Source organism: Micromonospora sp. NPDC047074 (genome assembly GCF_040643815.1).
Taxonomy (GTDB): domain Bacteria; phylum Actinomycetota; class Actinomycetes; order Mycobacteriales; family Micromonosporaceae; genus Micromonospora.
Genome location: NZ_JBEYVB010000006.1, coordinates 261,980 through 278,463 on the forward strand (window position 1 = coordinate 261,980; position 16,484 = coordinate 278,463).

Annotated in this window: 14 protein-coding genes and 1 pseudogene; 6 read left to right on the plus strand and 9 right to left on the minus strand. The window is 74.6% G+C overall.

From position 1 onward, the window contains the following. Positions 1-20 precede the first annotated feature (20 nt). A complete protein-coding gene (locus ABZ809_RS12680; RefSeq protein ID WP_357562583.1) occupies positions 21-656 on the plus strand; it encodes a metal-dependent phosphohydrolase in 636 nt (211 codons plus the stop codon). A gap of 71 nt (positions 657-727) precedes the next feature. Here the strand turns inward: ABZ809_RS12680 and ABZ809_RS12685 are convergent, their stop codons facing one another. Further along, positions 728-1,123: a DUF4031 domain-containing protein gene (locus ABZ809_RS12685; RefSeq protein WP_357562584.1), complete on the minus strand. Its 396-nt coding sequence runs from the start codon at positions 1,121-1,123 to the stop codon at positions 728-730. Positions 1,124-1,191: 68 nt separating this feature from the next. On the opposite strand from ABZ809_RS12685, the gene ABZ809_RS12690 reads away from it, so the two are divergent. Beyond that, a complete protein-coding gene (locus ABZ809_RS12690) occupies positions 1,192-2,589 on the plus strand; it encodes an FAD-linked oxidase C-terminal domain-containing protein (protein WP_357562585.1) in 1,398 nt (465 codons plus the stop codon). On the opposite strand, the gene ABZ809_RS12695 is transcribed toward ABZ809_RS12690, so the two are convergent. Both ABZ809_RS12695 and ABZ809_RS12700 read right to left on the minus strand, forming a co-directional pair. After that, positions 2,567-2,875 (minus strand): hypothetical protein, encoded by a 309-nt coding sequence (locus tag ABZ809_RS12695; protein ID WP_357562586.1) that lies wholly within the window; start codon positions 2,873-2,875, stop codon positions 2,567-2,569. The two genes, ABZ809_RS12690 and ABZ809_RS12695, sit on opposite strands and share 23 nt — an antisense overlap. Before the next feature lie 21 nt (positions 2,876-2,896). Beyond that, the gene (locus tag ABZ809_RS12700) at positions 2,897-4,714 is read right to left on the minus strand and encodes a glycerol-3-phosphate dehydrogenase/oxidase (protein WP_357562610.1); all 1,818 of its coding nucleotides are present in this window, start codon (positions 4,712-4,714) and stop codon (positions 2,897-2,899) included. A gap of 79 nt (positions 4,715-4,793) precedes the next feature. Between ABZ809_RS12700 and ABZ809_RS12705 the strand changes: the two genes are divergently transcribed. From ABZ809_RS12705 to ABZ809_RS12715, 3 genes are all read left to right on the plus strand, one after another. Next, entirely contained in the window at positions 4,794-7,193 is a 2,400-nt protein-coding gene (locus tag ABZ809_RS12705; RefSeq protein ID WP_357562587.1) for a S8 family serine peptidase, read from the plus strand. Positions 7,194-7,240: 47 nt separating this feature from the next. Continuing rightward, complete coding sequence (locus tag ABZ809_RS12710; RefSeq protein ID WP_357562588.1) at positions 7,241-8,167, plus strand: GNAT family N-acetyltransferase; 927 nt, start codon at positions 7,241-7,243, stop codon at positions 8,165-8,167. Between the two features lie 81 nt (positions 8,168-8,248). Continuing rightward, positions 8,249-8,446 (plus strand): hypothetical protein, encoded by a 198-nt coding sequence (locus tag ABZ809_RS12715; RefSeq protein WP_357562589.1) that lies wholly within the window; start codon positions 8,249-8,251, stop codon positions 8,444-8,446. 56 nt (positions 8,447-8,502) lie between these two features. On the opposite strand, the gene groL is transcribed toward ABZ809_RS12715, so the two are convergent. The 3 genes from groL to ABZ809_RS12730 all read right to left on the minus strand — a co-directional run bounded on the left by groL (position 8,503) and on the right by ABZ809_RS12730 (position 12,016). After that, complete coding sequence (gene groL / locus ABZ809_RS12720; protein WP_357562590.1) at positions 8,503-10,125, minus strand: chaperonin GroEL; 1,623 nt, start codon at positions 10,123-10,125, stop codon at positions 8,503-8,505. Between the two features lie 274 nt (positions 10,126-10,399). After that, positions 10,400-11,641 (minus strand): hypothetical protein, encoded by a 1,242-nt coding sequence (locus ABZ809_RS12725; RefSeq protein ID WP_357562591.1) that lies wholly within the window; start codon positions 11,639-11,641, stop codon positions 10,400-10,402. A 171-nt stretch (positions 11,642-11,812) separates the two neighbouring features. Then, positions 11,813-12,016, minus strand: a complete 204-nt coding sequence (locus tag ABZ809_RS12730; RefSeq protein WP_013288855.1) for a cold-shock protein — start codon at positions 12,014-12,016, stop codon at positions 11,813-11,815. A 213-nt stretch (positions 12,017-12,229) separates the two neighbouring features. On the opposite strand from ABZ809_RS12730, the gene ABZ809_RS12735 reads away from it, so the two are divergent. Beyond that, positions 12,230-12,766, plus strand: a complete 537-nt coding sequence (locus ABZ809_RS12735; protein ID WP_357562592.1) for a GNAT family N-acetyltransferase — start codon at positions 12,230-12,232, stop codon at positions 12,764-12,766. A gap of 60 nt (positions 12,767-12,826) precedes the next feature. Here the strand turns inward: ABZ809_RS12735 and paaN are convergent, their stop codons facing one another. The 3 genes and pseudogenes from paaN to ABZ809_RS12750 all read right to left on the minus strand — a co-directional run. Further along, complete coding sequence (gene paaN / locus ABZ809_RS12740; RefSeq protein WP_357562593.1) at positions 12,827-14,500, minus strand: phenylacetic acid degradation protein PaaN; 1,674 nt, start codon at positions 14,498-14,500, stop codon at positions 12,827-12,829. A 52-nt stretch (positions 14,501-14,552) separates the two neighbouring features. Next, positions 14,553-15,572, minus strand: a complete 1,020-nt coding sequence (locus tag ABZ809_RS12745) for a GNAT family N-acetyltransferase (protein WP_357562594.1) — start codon at positions 15,570-15,572, stop codon at positions 14,553-14,555. Between the two features lie 755 nt (positions 15,573-16,327). Continuing rightward, a pseudogene (locus ABZ809_RS12750) lies at positions 16,328-16,484 on the minus strand (threonine synthase); the annotation flags it as partial.

Here is a 16,484-nt window from a genome sequence, read left to right on the forward strand (position 1 = left end):
CGTACGGCAGACTCGGCCTGGTGGTTGACCTTCTCGACCGGTGGCGGGCGGCGGCCCGCGGTGCCGGGGCGATCGACGCGGCGGAGCTGGACCGGGTCGGCGCGGAACTGCTGACGCGCTGGCGGGAGCCGCACCGGCACTACCACACCCCTGATCACCTGACCGCCGTCCTCGACGTGGTCGACGCCCACGCGTCGGCAGCCGCGCGGCCGGACCTGGTGCGCCTCGCGGCCTGGTGTCACGACGCGGTCTACGACCCGCGCGCCGGCGGCGACGACAACGAGCGGCAGAGCGCGGCGCTCGCCGGCACCCGGCTCGCCCGGTTGGGCCTGCCGGCCGACGCCGTGACCGAGGTACGCCGGCTGGTGCTGCTCACCGCCGGGCACGCCGTCGACCCGGACGACGCCGACGGCGCGCTGCTCTGCGACGCCGACCTCGCCGTCCTGGCGGCACCACCCGAGGCGTACGACAGGTACGCCGCCGCTGTCCGCCGGGAGTACGCGCACGTGCCCGAACCCGCCTTCCGGGCCGGGCGCGCCCAGGTGCTCACCGGGCTGCTCGCCCTGCCCGCGCTGTTCCGGCTGCCGCCGCTGGCCCACCGCTGGGAGGCCCCGGCCCGGGCGAACCTGACCCGCGAACTGGCGACGCTCCTCTAACCCTCCCCGCCCCCGCCCCCGCCCGGAGCCTCCCGCGATCTTGCACTTGTGGCCCGGACGAAAGCCGCGGATCACCGCAAAGGGTGGGCAGGAAGTGCAAGATCGCGGGGGCTCTGGGTGGGGGTGGGGGCGGGGCTCGGGGCGGGGCTCGGGGCGGGGGCGGGACTCGGGGCGGGGCTCGGGGTGGGGGACGGGTCAGGGTGTGGGCGGGTGAGGTGCTTGGGGCGGCGCAAGCCTGCCTCGCGGAGCAGGCGCACCAGCTCCCGGCTCGGCACCACCCAGGCGCCCAACCAGACCGCCATGGCGAACCGTTCGGCGGGGATGTCGTAGTGGTCGCGGTCGAACCCCCGGCGGGGCACGCCCAGCGTCTCCGCGAAGGCGTGCAGCTCGGCGTGGGAGACGTCGCTGATCAGGTGGGACCAGAGCCGGCCCCGCCACGGCCAGGCGGGCCGGTCCAGGTAGAGCATGCCGGCCAAGCTACCCCCGTTCGGGGGCCGGTTGGTGATCGCACGGGGCCGACCGTAGCCTCGGCGACATGGCCGGACCTCTCCTCGACGACCTGCGCGCGGCGCTCGGCGACGACGCCGTGCTCACCGACCCGGACCTGCTGCGGGCGCACGAGCGCGACGAGGCCGACCTCTGTGCGGCCGGCACGCCCCTGGTGGTGGTCCGTCCACGCAGCACCGAGCAGGTGGCCGCCGTGCTGCGGGCGGCCACGCGGTACGGCGTACCGGTGGTGCCGCAGGGGGCGCGCACCGGGCTGGCGGGCGCGGCGAACGCGGTCGACGGCGCGGTGGTGCTGAGCACCGTGGCGATGGACGCGGTGTTGGAGATCGATCCGGTGAGCCGGATCGCCGTGGTGCAGCCGGGTGTGGTCAACGCGGTGTTGTCGGCCGCCGTCGCCGAGCGGGGGCTGTGGTATCCGCCGGATCCGGGTTCCTGGGAGTCGTCGACGATCGGCGGGAACGTCGCCACGAACGCGGGTGGCATGTGCTGCGTGAAGTACGGCGTGACCACCGAGTACGTGTTGGGGCTGGAGGTGGTGCTGGCCTCGGGTGAGGTGCTGCGCACGGGCCGGCGTACCGCGAAGGGGGTGGCCGGGTACGACCTGACCCGGCTCTTCGTGGGGTCCGAGGGCACCCTCGGGGTGATCACCGAGGTGACGGTGGCGCTGCGGCCCGCCCCGGCGGAGTCGCTGACCATGGTGGCGGTCTTCCCGTCCACCGCCGCCGCCGGGACGGCCGTCGCCGGGATCGCCGCCCGGGGGCTCACGCCCAGCCTGCTGGAGCTGCTGGACCAGACGCACCTGCGGGCGATCGAGGCGTACCGGCCGATGGGTCTGCGGACGGACGCGCGGGCGCTGCTGCTGGCCGCCGCCGACACCGGCTCGCGGGCGGCCGACGACCTCGCCGCGCTGTCGGCGGTGTGCGAGGCGGCCGGTGCCGACGAGGTCTACGCGGCCACCGACGCGGTGGAGGCGGCGGCCCTGCTGCAGGCCCGCCGCCTCGCCCACCCGGCGATGGAGAAGTTCGCCGCCGAGACCTACCCGGGCGGCAACGGCGGGCTGGTCATCGACGACGTGGCGGTGCCCCGGGCCGCGCTGGCGGCGCTGCTCGACGGGGTCGAGCGGATCGCGGCGGAGTGCGACATACCGATCGGCGTGGTGGGTCACGCCGGGGACGGCAACATGCACCCGAACATCGTGGTGGACCGGGCCGACCCGGCCAGCCTCGAACGCGGCCGGCGGGCGTTCGACGAGATCATGCGCCTCGGCCTCGACCTGGGCGGCACCTGCACCGGCGAGCACGGCGTGGGCCTGCTCAAACGCGACTGGCTGGCCCGCGAGATCGGCCCGGTGGGCGTACGCGTGCACCAGGCGATCAAGGCCGCGCTGGACCCGGCCGGCCTGCTCAACCCCGGCAAGGTCCTCTGAGAGCAGCGAGCCCTCTGGATCCTGGCCCCTGACCCCCACGACGGCAGTAAATCTTGGTAGGAAACGGCCCTCCAAGGGGCCACTTCGTACCAAGATCTACATCGCGGGCGGGGTCGAACTCGCAGAGCAGCACCGAGGCGTCGTCGGCCGCCTCGTGCCGGCGCAGCCGGTCCGGGTGCTCACGCTCCGCGACGCGTACCCGGTCGATCAGCGCGCCGGGCCCCTCGGCGGTGGCGACCTCCAGCAGCTCCGCCCGGTCGAGGAGCCCGAACTGCTCCGTCAGCACCGACACACCGCCGCCCGGCGATCAGTGCGACGAGGACGGCAGTTCGGCGGGATCGTCGCCCACGCCACGGTCCGCCGCGAACCCCCGGACGTCGGGCGCGCCGAGCCGGGCGGCGTCGGCGGTGGCGTCGTCGGGCATCAGCTGGGACTGGCGTTCCGCCTCGACCCGGGCCCGGTAGTGCTCCACCTCGCGGGCCCGGGTGGCCTCGTCCCAGCCGAGCACCGCGCCCATCAGCTCGGCCGCGTGCTCCGCCGACTCCAGGCCCCGGTGGGCCGTCTCGAAGGAGATCCGGGTCCGCCGGGTGAGCACGTCCTCCAGGTGCAGCGCCCCCTCGGAGCGGGCCGCGTACGTCACCTCGGCGGCCAGGTACTCCGGGGCACCGGCAAGCGGGGAGGCGAGCAGCGGGTCAGCGTCGACAAGCGCGAGCAGGTCGAGGGTGAGGGTGCCGTAGCGCTCCAGCAGGTGCTCGACCACCCCGACCGGCACCCCGTGCCGGCGGGCCAGATCCGCCCGGTCCCGCCACATCGCCGGGTAGCCGTCGGCGCCGAGCAGCGGCAGGTCGGCGGTCCGTGAGGGGCGTACGGCACCGAGCCGGTGGGCGGCCCGGTCGACCACGTCGGAGGCCATCACCCGGTACGTCGTGTACTTACCGCCGGCGACCAGCAGCAGGCCGAGCATCGGCTCGAAGACGGCGTGCTCGCGGGACAGCTTGGAGGTGGAGTCCGCCTCGCCGGCCAGCAGCGGTCGCAGGCCGGCGTAGACGCCCTCGATGTCGGCCGTCGTCAGCGGCCGGTCCAGCACCGTGTTGACCTGGTCCAGCAGGTAGGCGATGTCGCGGGCGGAGGCGGCCGGGTGGGACCTGTCCAGCCGCCAGTCGGTGTCGGTGGTGCCGATGATCCAGTGCCCGCCCCACGGGATGACGAAGAGCACACTGGTGGCCGTACGCAGGATCAGCCCGGCCTCGCCGGTGATCGCCGAGCGGGGCACCACCAGGTGGACCCCCTTGGAGGCCCGGACCCGGATGCCGGGGCGCAGCCCGACGTCGTTCAGCATCCGCGACATGTCGTCGCTCCACACTCCGGTGGCGGCGATCACCGTGCGGGCGCGTACCTCGAACTCGGCGTCGGGGGAGCCGGGGGGCGCCTCCAGGTCGCGGACCCGGACGCCGGTGACCTCGCGGGCCTGCCGGATCAGCCCGACGGCCCGGGCGCTGTTCACCACCGTCGCGCCGAGGCTGGCGGCCGTGCGGGCCAGGGTCACCACCAGCCGGGCGTCGTCGACCTGCCCGTCGTAGTAGCGGATCGCGCCGGCCACCGCGTCGGCCCGCAGGCTGGGGAAGACGCGGCGGGCGCCCTCGCGGGTCAGGTGCCGGTGCAGCGGCATGCCGCGCCCACCGCCGAAGATCCCGGCGAAGGCGTCGTAGGCCGCCACGCCGGCGCCGTAGTAGGACCGGCGGAACGCCCGGGCGGGCAGGCCACGGGCACCCTTCCCCTCGGGCAGCGGGACCAGGATGGGGACCGGGCGGACCAGGTGCGGGGCGAGCCGGGTGGCGAGCAGCCCACGCTCGGTGAGCGCCTCGTGCACCAGGTGGAACTCCAACTGCTCCAGGTAGCGCAGGCCGCCGTGGATGAGCTTGCTGGAGCGGCTGGAGGTGCCGGCGGCGTAGTCCCGCGCCTCCACCAGCGCCACCTTCAACCCCCGCGAGGCCGCGTCCAGAGCGGCCCCGGCACCGGTCACTCCACCGCCGATGACCAGCACGTCGAAGCGTTCGGCGCGCAGGCGGCGCAGGTCGGTTGCCCGTCGCTCGGGGGAGAGCTGACCGGCTGCGGTTCGGGACACGTTGGGGTCACGCACCCGTCCACGGTAACCGTCGCCGCCACCGCGCGGCAGGGACCGTCCGCGCCGTACTGTCTGGGGAATGGAGGTCGGCCCCCCGTTCCCCGCCTATCCGCCCGCACCGCGTCCCCCGGCCCCGCCGAGGCGGTCGAGCCCGTGGGCGGTGGTGGCGGCGGTGCTGACCGGCTGCTGGGCCGTCGGGTTCGTCGTCGTCGGTCAGCTGGGCGGGTGGCTGGCCGACCAGGTCCTGCTCGCCTCCGGGCTGGACCGGGCGGTCTGGCTGTGGCCGGCGGTGGCCCTGGCGACCGTGCTGCTGGTCGGCCCGCCCGCGCTGCTGCTCGCCCTGCTGCCCCGCTCGGTGGCGGTGCGCGCCACCGGCCGGGCCTGGCTGGCGGCGGTGCTCGTGCTCGGCGCGCTGACGCTGCTGCGGGCCCTGCCGCCGGTGCACCACGAGGCGTACCTCGCCGCGCTGGCCGGCACGGCCGCCCTGGCCGCGCTGCTGCTGCGCGCGCTGCCCCGCCGCCGCGCGGGCGGGGCGTCCCGGGTGCCGGCACCGGCCGCCACGCTGTTCGGGGCGGCCGGCGGGCTGGCGCTGCTGCTGCCCTGGGTCTGGCTGGGGGCGCTCGGCGGGCTGCTGGAGACGGTGCTCGCCGGGGTCGCGGCGGCCGCGTTGGGCGCGCTGGCCGGGGTGCTGCTGGGCGACGCCTTCTGGTCGCCGTTCGCCGTCGGCGAGCCGCCCCGGCCGGCCCGGCTGGTGCTGGTCGGCGGGCTGGTCGCCGGGGTCGCCCTGCTCCTGCTCGCCGCCGGGGTCGGGCAGTCCGGGGCCCAGCTTCCCCTGCTGCTGACCCTGCCGCCGGCCGGCTTCGCGCTGGCGGCCCTGCACGCGGCGGCCCGCCGCCCGGCCGGGGATCGTCCCGCGGTCCGCTGGCTGGTCGGGCTCGGCGTGCTCGGTCCGCTGGCCTTCGCCGACCCCGAGGAGATCACGCTCGTCCTGGCCGGCACCCGCGACGTGCCGTTCTGGGTGGCGGTCGCCGCCGGTGCCGGGCTCGCCGTCGCGGCCGTCCTCGCCGTGGCGTACGGCGTGCTGCTGGCCCGGGGCCGGCGGCCGAGCCGGCGGGTGGCCGGGGTGACCGCCGCCGCGCTGCTGGTCGCGGTCGGCGTGGTCGCCGTCGGCGTGGGACAGCCGGGCCTGCACGGCGAGCGGTTGTTCGTGGTGCTGCGGGAGCAGGCCGATCTCGGCGGCATCCCGGCGACGACCGGACGGGCCGGCCGGGACGCCCGGGCCGGCGAGGTCTACCGGCGGCTGGTCGACACCGCCGACCGCACCCAGGCCGAGCTGCGCCGGGACCTGCGCCGGTTGCGGCTGGACCACACCCCCTACTACCTGGTGAACGCGGTCGAGGTGGACGGCGGGCCCGCCGTCCGGGCCTGGCTGTCGCGCCGGCCCGAGGTGGCCCGGGTGCTGGTCAGCCAGCGGGTACGGCCGCTGCCCGCGCCGGCCGGCCAGGCTCGCGGCACCGCGCCCGCGCCGACCGGCCCCGAGTGGAACATCCGGATGCTCGGTGCGGACCGGGTCTGGTCCCAGCTCGGGGTGGACGGCTCGGGGATCGTGGTCGGCAGCTCGGACTCCGGGGTGGACGGCGGGCACCCGGCGCTGGCCGGCGGCTTCCGGGGCGGCGACGACTCCTGGTACGACCCGTGGGACGGCACCCGTCGGCCGACCGACCAGGGCGGGCACGGCACCCACACGATGGGCAGCGCGGTGGGCCGGGGCGGCATCGGGGTGGCCCCCGGCGCCGGGTGGGTCGGCTGCGTCAACCTCGACCGCAACCTCGGCAACCCCGGGTACTACCTGGACTGTCTCCAGTTCATGCTGGCGCCCTTCCCGCCGGGCGGGGACCCGTTCACCGACGGGCGACCGGCCCGCGCCCCGGAGATCCTCACCAACTCGTGGGGCTGCCCCGCGATCGAGGGCTGCGACCCGGGGACGTTCCTGCCGGCCACCGCCGCCCTCGACGCCGCCGGCATCCTGGTGGTCGCGGCGGCCGGCAACACCGGTCCGTACTGCGGCTCGATCGACGACCCACCGGCCCCGTACGCGGACGTGTTGACCGTCGGCGCGGTGGACAAGCAGCGCCGGGTGACCGACTTCTCGTCGCGGGGTCCGGTGCCGGGGGCGGCCAAGCCGGACGTGGTCGCGCCGGGCGACGAGGTGCTGTCGGCGATGCCCGGGGGCGGGTACGCCACCCTGGGCGGCACCTCGATGGCGACGCCGCAGGTGGCCGGCGTGGTGGCGCTGATGTGGTCGGCCAACCCGGCGCTGGTCGGCGACCTGCCCCGCACCCGGCAGATCCTGCGGGACACGGCGGCCCCGGCCGAGCCGTCGTACGCATCCCGGACGGACACCTGCGGCGGCGACCGGAACATCACCGGCACCGGTCTGGTCGACGCGTACGCGGCGGTGCGGGCGGCCCGGGGGTGAGCAGGGTCTTGCCCTGCCCCGGACCTCGTGCTCTAGGGTCGGCGACCATGAAGACGGAGATCACCGAGCTGACCGCCGACCAGGTGCCCGCCGTGGCGGAACTGTGCCGCCGGGCCCTGGACGTGCCCGAGGACGCGGCCGAGGCGTCGGACGTGGTGGACGCGGTGTGGTCCCGGGCGGCCGTCGACCGGCCGGTCGTCGCGCTGGGCGCGTACCGGGGGGCGGAGCTGGTCGGCGCGCTGGTCTGCTCCGTCTCCGCCCGGTACGCCCAGCACGGCCACGTGGACCTGGTCGCGGTGGATCCCGCCCACCGGCGGCAGGGCGTGGCACGGGCGCTGCTGGCCTCCGCCGAGCGGGCCCTCGCCGGCCTGGGCGCGGCCGAGGTGCGGCTCGTCGGCAATCCCCCGCACTACGCCTGGCCCGGCATCGACGTGCGCTACACCCCGGCCGTGTGCACCGCGCTGGCGCTCGGCTACGAACAGCACGGGACGGCCTGGAACATGACCGCCGACCTGTCGTACGACGGTTCGCCCGCGCTCCGTTCGACGGAGGCCGCCCAGGAGCGGCTGGCCGGGCAGGGCGTGTCGGTCCGCCGCGCCGGGCCGGGGGACCTGCCGGCGCTTACGGAGTTCGCCCGCGCCAACTTCGGCGGGTCCTGGGACGCCGAGCTGGCCGGCTCGGTGGGCCGGGAGGGGGCGGGCTGCCACCTGGCCGAACGCGACGGCGAGCTGCTCGGCTTCGCCGCGTACGGGTCGTCCCGGCCGAGCTGGTTCGGCCCGATGGGCACCGCCCCGGCGGCCGAGGGCGCGGGGATCGGCGGGGTGCTGCTGCGCCGGTGCCTGCGCGACCAGCGGGCGGCGGGCGTGACGGCGGCGCAGATCGGCTGGGTGGGGCCGGTCCCCTTCTACTCGGGCAGCGCGGGCGCCCGGATCGAGCGCGTCTTCTTCCTCTACCGCAAAACACTCGCGGACTGACAACAGGGCGAACGGGACATCGCGCCATTCGCCCGTATCGGTGATCGTCGCGCCCTACCGTTTCGGTAGAGGGAGGCAGCCATGACCACGGACGACGAACGCCCCGGCCCGTTGCCGTTCGACCGGCTCGACTACGGCGACGCCGAGCAGCAGGCCGAGATGACCGGCGCCGAGGACCCGGCCGACGAGCCGGTGACACTTGTCGACGAGCCGGTGCAGGTCCCGCAGCCGTACGACAGGGCGCACAAGAGGCGCAACCAGCGGCCACTACCGACGTGACAGCGAGAGGGGCGGGCCGCTGACGCGGCCCGCCCCTCTCGGCGTTGGAGCTGGACTCAGAAGTCCATGTCCCCGCCACCCGGACCAGCCGGGGCGGCCGGGGTCTTCTCCGGCTTGTCCGCCACGACGGCCTCGGTGGTGAGGAAGAGCGCCGCGATCGACGAGGCGTTCTGCAGCGCCGACCGGGTCACCTTGGCCGGGTCGATGATGCCCGCGGCCAGCAGGTCGACGTACTCGCCGTTGGCGGCGTTGAGGCCGTGGCCCGGCTCGATGTTGCGGACGTGCTCGACGACCACGCCACCCTCGAGACCGGCGTTGACGGCGATCTGCCGCAGCGGGGCGTCCAGCGCGATCTTGACGATCTGCGCGCCGGTCGCCTCGTCGCCGACCAGGTCCAGCTTGTCGAAGGCGGTCTTGCCGGCCTGCACCAGCGCGACGCCACCACCCGGGACGATGCCCTCCTCGACGGCGGCCTTCGCGTTGCGGACGGCGTCCTCGATGCGGTGCTTGCGCTCCTTCAGCTCGACCTCGGTGGCCGCGCCGACCTTGATCACCGCGACGCCGCCGGCCAGCTTGGCCAGCCGCTCCTGCAGCTTCTCGCGGTCGTAGTCGGAGTCGCTCTTGTCGATCTCGGCCCGGATCTGGTTGACCCGGCCCTGGATCTGGTCGGCGTCGCCGGCACCGTCGACGATGGTGGTCTCGTCCTTGGTCACCACGACCTTGCGGGCGCGGCCCAGCATGTCGAGGCCGACGGCGTCCAGCTTGAGGCCGACCTCCTCGCTGATGACCTGGCCACCGGTGAGGATGGCGATGTCGGTCAGCATGGCCTTGCGGCGGTCACCGAAGCCCGGCGCCTTGACGGCGACCGACTTGAAGGTGCCCCGGACCTTGTTGACGACCAGGGTGGCGAGGGCCTCGCCCTCCAGGTCCTCGGCGATGATCAGCAGCGGCTTGCCCGACTGCATGACCTTCTCCAGGATCGGGAGCAGGTCCTTGACCGACGAGATCTTGCTGTTCGCGATCAGGAGGTAGGGGTCGTCGAAGACGGCCTCCATGCGCTCCGGGTCGGTCATGAAGTAGGCCGAGATGTAGCCCTTGTCGAAGCGCATACCCTCGGTGAGCTCCAGCTCCAGCCCGAAGGTGTTGCTCTCCTCGACGGTGATGACGCCTTCCTTGCCCACCTTGTCCATCGCCTCGGCGATGATCTCGCCGACGGTGCTGTCACCGGCGGAGATGGAGGCAGTGGAGGCGATCTGCTCCTTGGTCTCGACGTCCTTGGCGAGCTTGGACAGCTCCTCCGAGACGCTGGCCACGGCGGCCTCGATGCCCCGCTTCAGGGCCATCGGGTTGGCGCCGGCGGCCACGTTGCGCAGGCCCTCGCGGACCAGGGCCTGGGCCAGGACGGTCGCCGTCGTCGTGCCGTCACCGGCGACGTCGTCGGTCTTCTTGGCGACCTCCTTGACCAGCTCAGCGCCGATCTTCTCGTACGGGTCCTCGAGCTCGATCTCCTTGGCGATGCTCACACCATCGTTGGTGATGGTGGGGGCACCCCACTTCTTCTCGAGCACGACGTTGCGGCCCTTGGGGCCGAGGGTCACCTTCACGGCGTCGGCGAGCTGGTTCATGCCCCGCTCGAGGCCGCGGCGCGCCTCTTCGTCGAACGCGATCATCTTGGCCATACGGCGTTGTCCTCCTGGACACTCACGGGCCACCCGAGTGTGTGTCCCGGATGGGCCGCCTGGTGTACGCACCTTGGGGACGTCGCCACCTGGCGACGACGACGTCTCCTCGGCCGGGCCGGATAGCCCGCGACGACCGGCCATGTGCCGCAACCGCGTCTGGACGCCGCTGCGACCGTGGCCCTACCGCCCCGACCATTGGCACTCACGGTATGCGAGTGCCAATGACTTGTTTAGCACTCTCCCCTGCCGAGTGCAAGCACGCCCGCCCCGCTCAGCCGAGTTCCCCCGCCAGCCGCGCGCTGTTCACGGGCCCCTCGTGCGCACGCTGCTCGGCGTACGTGACGACCAGGCCGACGAGCTGGGCGAGGTGGGTCGGCAGGGCCAGCACCCCGCCCACCAGCGTCACCACGAGCACGCCCACCGCGGTGCCCGGCGACTCCAGCGGGGTGGTGCCGAACGGCAGCGTGCCGATGCCCTCCACCAGGCCGGCCGCCCCGCCGCCGACGATCACCGCCGCCGCCACCAGCGCCACGCGGCCGAGCATCAGGCCGAGCCGGTCGTGGAACATCCGGTACGAGCGGCCGATCGGGTGCTGCCGCTCGAAGAGGTAGACGGGGCCGGCCATGCTCAGCGCGAAGGCGAAGTAGATGCCGGGGATGAAGCAGAAGCAGATGCCGAGCCCGATGATCAGGCTCATCACCAGGGTCCAGCCCCAGAGGCCCAGCGCCCGGCGTAGGCCGTAGGACAGGGCCGCGCCCACGCTCACCGGCTCGCCGGCCGCCTGCCGGGCGATCACCCAACTGCCGGCCGCCCAGCCCAGGCTCTGCACCAGGCCGAACACGACGGCGCTGCCGAGCACCACGGCCAGCATGACGCCCAGGTCGGCCACGAAGGTGTCGGGCAGCGCGGCGGGGTCGTCGACCATCGACTCCTCCCACCTTGCCGACGGGTCGACGACCAGCGTGAGCGCCGACACCACCACGGCCGGCAGCACCTGGGTGAGCAGCAGGATGGGCAGCAGCACCCGCCAGCCCCGGCGTACCGCGCCGACGCACCGGTCGAACCAGCCGCTCACGCCGGCACCCGGCGGGGTGACGAGCGGGTCGGCCGGGTCGAGACCGTGCCCCGGCGGGTACCACGCCTGGCCCGGGTAGGCGACCGGGGCGCCCGGATACCACGGCTGGCCGCCGTACGGACCGGAGCCGACCGGGAGGCCGCCGGTGGGCGGGAACGCCCAGCCCTGCGGCTGCTGCGCCCCGGCGTGCTCGCCGGCACCGGGGACGGCAGGATCACCGGCACCCGGACCGGCGGACCCTTCGGCGCCCGGAACCACGGGATCGCCGGCGGGCCCGGCGGGCGGGATGGCCGGCACCCCGGCGGGCTGGTCCGCGGGTGCCCCGGTGGGCGGGGACGTGGCCGCGCCCGGGTGCGGCACGGCCGGATCGCCGGGTGGCGTCGCGGAGGGGCCCGAGTCTCCCGGGGACGGCGCGGCCTGGGGCGGCTGGTCGGACATGAACCCTCCTCAGCGATGGCTGGAACGGTTCAGATCCTCCCCTGTCGACGCAAGCCCGCCCCGAGGGGTGTCGGGCACCGGCTGACGGCGGCCGGGCCCGGCAGGTCGTCCCGCCCGGCACCGTACGACCGTCGTCGGCGAGGCCCGGGTGCCGGGAGTGGGTCGGTCGACTCAGGCGATGACGCGCACGCGCTCGGCCTGTGGTCCCTTCTGGCCCTGGGCGATCTCGAACTCGACCCGCTGGCCGTCGTCCAGCGCCTTGTAGCCGTCCATCTCGATGGCGGAGAAGTGAACGAAGACGTCCTGCCCGCCGTCGACGGCGATGAAGCCGTAGCCCTTTTCGGCGTTGAACCACTTCACGGTGCCCTGTGCCACGGTGCACTTCCTCACTCTGCGCGGCGTTCCACGACCCGGCGGCCGGGCAGACCCGGACACCCCCAGGGACCACCGGTTCTGCGATCGGCGAGGGTCGCTGAAACGGTGACCGAAATCGCACGCTACACGAAGCGTGACGACGGCGCACGACCACAAATCGGGCATATTCCGAGCGATCCGCATCGGCGTCCATCGCTGTGGTAGGTATGCGTGATGACGAGCACGTCCGGCGGGTCGGCGCCGGCGCGGCGGTGGGCGGAGATCCGGCGGGTCCGGCCACGGGACGCGGCCCGGACGCGGGCCCTGCGGCTGGAGATGCTCGCCGACGCGCCGCTGGCCTTCCTGGAGACCCTCGCCGACGCGGCGGCCCGACCGCACGCCGACTACGCGGCCCGGATCGCGTCCGTCTCCACCGGCGCGGGCACCGCGCAGTTCGTCGCGGACCCGGGCGGCCGGCTGGTCGGGCACGCCGGGGGCACGGCGACCGCGGGCGAGCCCGGGCTCACCGTGGTGTACGCCGTCTACGTCACCCCGTCCTGGCGGGGCACCGGGCTCCTCGGCGAACTCGTCGACGCGGTGGCGGCCTGGTCCCGGGGCTGCGGACGCCCGGAGCTGATGCTGGAGGTCGTGGTCGGCAACGACCGGGCCTACCGCGCGTACCAGCGGCTGGGCTTCGTGGACACCGGGGTACGCGTTCCGCACCCGACCGTCCCGACGCTCACCGAGCTCCAGATGCGTCGGGCGGCCTGACGACCGGTGCGGCCGCCCGGATCGGCCCGCGCGGGGCCGACCCGGGACGACCGGAGCGGGTCACACGTGGCGGCGTGACTGCACGATCCGGAACCGGTTGGCCACGTAGGCGCCGTCGGTGAGGGCGGAGTTGGCCGCCGCGTTGGCGCCGCTGCCGTGGAAGTCGGAGAAGGCCGCCGACTGGTTCACGAAGACCCCGCCGGTCAGGTTGCAGGACAGGTGCACCCCGACCTCGATCGCCGCCGCCTCGGCCGCGTCGAGGACCGCCCCGTCGGTGGAGTAGACCGCCGCCGTGAGCGCGCCCTTCTCGCCGACCGTGGACCGCAGGATCTCCAGGCTGTGCGCGGTGGAGTCGGTCGCGATGGCGAACGAGATCGGCCCGAACCACTCCCGCGAGTAGGTCGCGGTGTCGTCGGCCGCCAGCCTGACGACCGTCGGGGTGCGGACCACCGCGCCGGGGAAGGCCGGGTGTTCGACCGTACGCGACGCCAGCACCGCCTCGCCGACCTTGGTGACCTCGTCGAGGCGCTCCAGCACCCCGTCGTTGACGATCGCGCCGGTCAGCTCCACCCCGCGCGCCGGGTCAGCGGTGATCTTGCCGACCGCCGCGGCGATCCCGCCGGCCACCTCGTCGAAGCTCTTGTGCCCCTGGTCGGTCTCGATGCCCCCGGCGGGGATGAGGATGTTCTGCGAGGTGGTGCACATCTGGCCGCTGTAGAGGGTCAGCGTGAAGCCGAGGTTGCGGCACATCCCGGCGAAGTCGTCGGTGGAGTCGATCACCACCGTGTTCAGCCCGGCCTTCTCGGTGTAGACCGCCGCCTGCCGGGCGTTGGCCTCCAGCCAGTCGCCGTACTCCGTGGAGCCGGTGAAGTCGACGATCTTCACGGCCGGGTGCAGGGCCAGCGTCGAGGCGAGCTTCTCGCCGGGCGCCTCGGGAGCGAGCAGCACCAGGTTCGGGTCGAAGCCGGCCTCGGCGAGCACCTCCCGGGCGTACTTCACGGTGATCGCCAGCGGGAGCACCGCGCGTGGGTGCGGCTTGACGACCACCGGGTTGCCGGTGACCAGCGAGGCGAACAGCCCCGGGTACGAGTTCCAGGTCGGGAAGGTGTTGCAGCCGATCACCAGCGCCACGCCACGGGGCACCACGTGGAAGGTCTTGCTCATCCGCAGCGGGTCGCCCTTGCCGGCCGCCTTCTCCCAGCCCGCCGTGCCGGGGTGCCGGGTCATCTCCGCGTACGCGTAGGCGACCGCCTCCAGCGCCCGGTCCAGCGCGTGGGCGCCACCGGCCTGGAACGCCATCACGAACGCCTGGCCACTGGTGAACTGCACCGCGTTGGCCAGCTCGAAGACGTGCTTGTGCAGCCGGTCGAGGATCTCCAGGCACACCCCCGCCCGGGCCTGCGGGCCGGCGTCGCGCCAGCCGGGCAGTGCGGCGGAGGCGGCGGCGACCAGCTCGTCAGCCCCGGCGTGCGGGTAGCGGACGCCCAGCTCGACGCCGTACGGGCTCGTCTCGGTGGCGACCCGGTCACCGGCTCCCGGCTGGTCGAGGGGGAAGTCACCGCCGAGGTACGCCTCGTAGGCGGCCTTGCCGTCGGCGGCGGCGGTCTCGCCGTAGACCCGCGGGCTGGGTGACTCGGGATAGGCGGACCAGTACCCGCGCTCCGTGATCGCGGTCAGCGCCCGGTTGAGGGTGTCGGCGTGCCTGTCGTACAGGGGGTGCGGGGTCTCCGTCATGCCCGCCATCATGCAACAGGAAGCCCCAGGATCAGTAGGGCCGTGTCACAACTCAGATCCTCAGCTGCCAGTCCGTCCAGGCGTCGACGGGGCGGAACCCGAGCTGCTCGTTGATCGTGATCATGTGGCTGTTCTCCGCCGCGTTGAAGGTGTCGATCGCGCGTACCGCGGGCTCGTGGGCGAGCAGGTGGCGCAGGTTCTCGATCTTGGCGAGCAGGCCGAGCCGGTGCCCCCGGTGATCGGGGTCGACGATGGTGATCTGCTGGAACGCGTGCCAGTCGGCGGAGGCGCCCACGTCGAGCAGCGTCCACGCGACCAGCCGGCCGGACGCCTCGTGGCGGACCGCCGTGTGGTAGCGCCGCCGCCCCCGCGCGTCCAGCGCCCGCTCGGTGCCCCGGAGCCGCTCGGCGTCGACCCGCTCCGGCTCCCACTCCACGTCGCCCAGCGGCGCGTCGGCCATCAGCCGCCCGTCGAGGTAGGCGACGTCGGCGACGTACGCCTCCGGGGTGTGTCCCTGCCAGCGGACGGTGCGGTACCCGGCGGCGCGGGACCGGGCCCCGGCCAGCGACGCGGCCAGGCCGTCGTGGTCGAGCCCGGCGGTGTCGAGCCGGCTGCGGACCTCGGCCAGCGCCGGCTGCGCACCGGTCGACGCCGCGAAGGCCGCCGCGGCCCCGGAGCGGGCCGGACCGCCGGGCAGCGTCGCGACCGCCATCCCCAGCATCCGCTTGCGGCCCCGCTCCCGCAGCAGGCGTACGGCATGCTCGTGCAGCGCGCGGCCGACGCCCCGACGCCGGTACGCCGGGTGCACGACGAGGTCGACCGTGGCGTTCTCCGTGTTGTCGAGCTGCGGCAGGTCCAGCAGCACGTAGCCGGCCGGCACACCGTCGAGCCGGGCCAGCGCCCAGAGCGGGCCGGCACCCGGCTGCGGCTGCCGGATCAACGCCTCGAAGCGCCGCCGGCAGAAGGGCGGGAAGTCCGGCAGGTCGACCTCGGTGGCCAGCACACCGATCCGGTACGCCTCGTCGATCGCGGCCTGGTCGGCGGCTTCGATCCGCGCGATGGTGACGCCCATCCCCCGAGGGTGCGGCACGAAACGACGATCGGGCCAGCGATTAAATCGCTGGCCCGATCGGACGTTGGTCGGGAGGGACGCTCGCACAACGCCTCCGGCGTTGGGTCGCAAGAACTCAAGGTCTCCGGCGAAACGCCCTCCCGCACGGAGCATCTTGCGCCGTCCGGTTCCTGCCGTCAAGTCCTTGTCGGCGCGTTTTCCGCACTCACAGCGAAAACCCAGCTACCCACCGAATCGCCCCAATCCCCCATCCGGCCGACCCACCCTCCCCTTTCCACCCCTTCCCCGCCGCCCGTCCCTCGTTCCCCCGCCTCACGCCACCGCTCCCGCCGCACCCACCGCACCGTCCCCGCCGCGCTCCGCCGTCCCCGCCGCGCTCCGCCGCCCCTGCCGCCCCGCCCCTGCCGCCCCGCCGCGCCGCCCCGCCCCGCGCCGCCCCGCGCCGCCCCGCGCCGCCCCGCGCCGCCGCGATCTTGCACTTCCTGCTCGCCGGGCGGATCGCCGTCGGCATGTCGGCTGGGCGGTCAGGCTGCTCGCCCTGGCCCACCACCCGCCGAAGTCATGCTCGATGCAGGAAGTAGTGGCGTCGCGATCGCTCGGAGGCCACTACTTCCTGCATCGAGCGCGATCTTGACCGGGGAACGGAGTGGTGGCGGCCCGGCGAGGGACGGCGACCCCCCGCATGTGCCGAAAGAGCGAAACGCCGGGGCAGCAACTGCAAGAGCGGGGTGGGGGTGGGCGTGGGGGGGGTGGGGTCAGGTCAGGAGGCCGGCGTCGCGGGCGGCGCGGAGGGAGGGCTTGATGCGGTGGGTGGGGCCGACCTGGGCGGCCACCGCGTCGATGGTCTTGAGGCCCTCGCCGGTGTTGAAGACGACGGTCTCCGCGGCCGGGTCGAGGCGGCCGGACTCGACC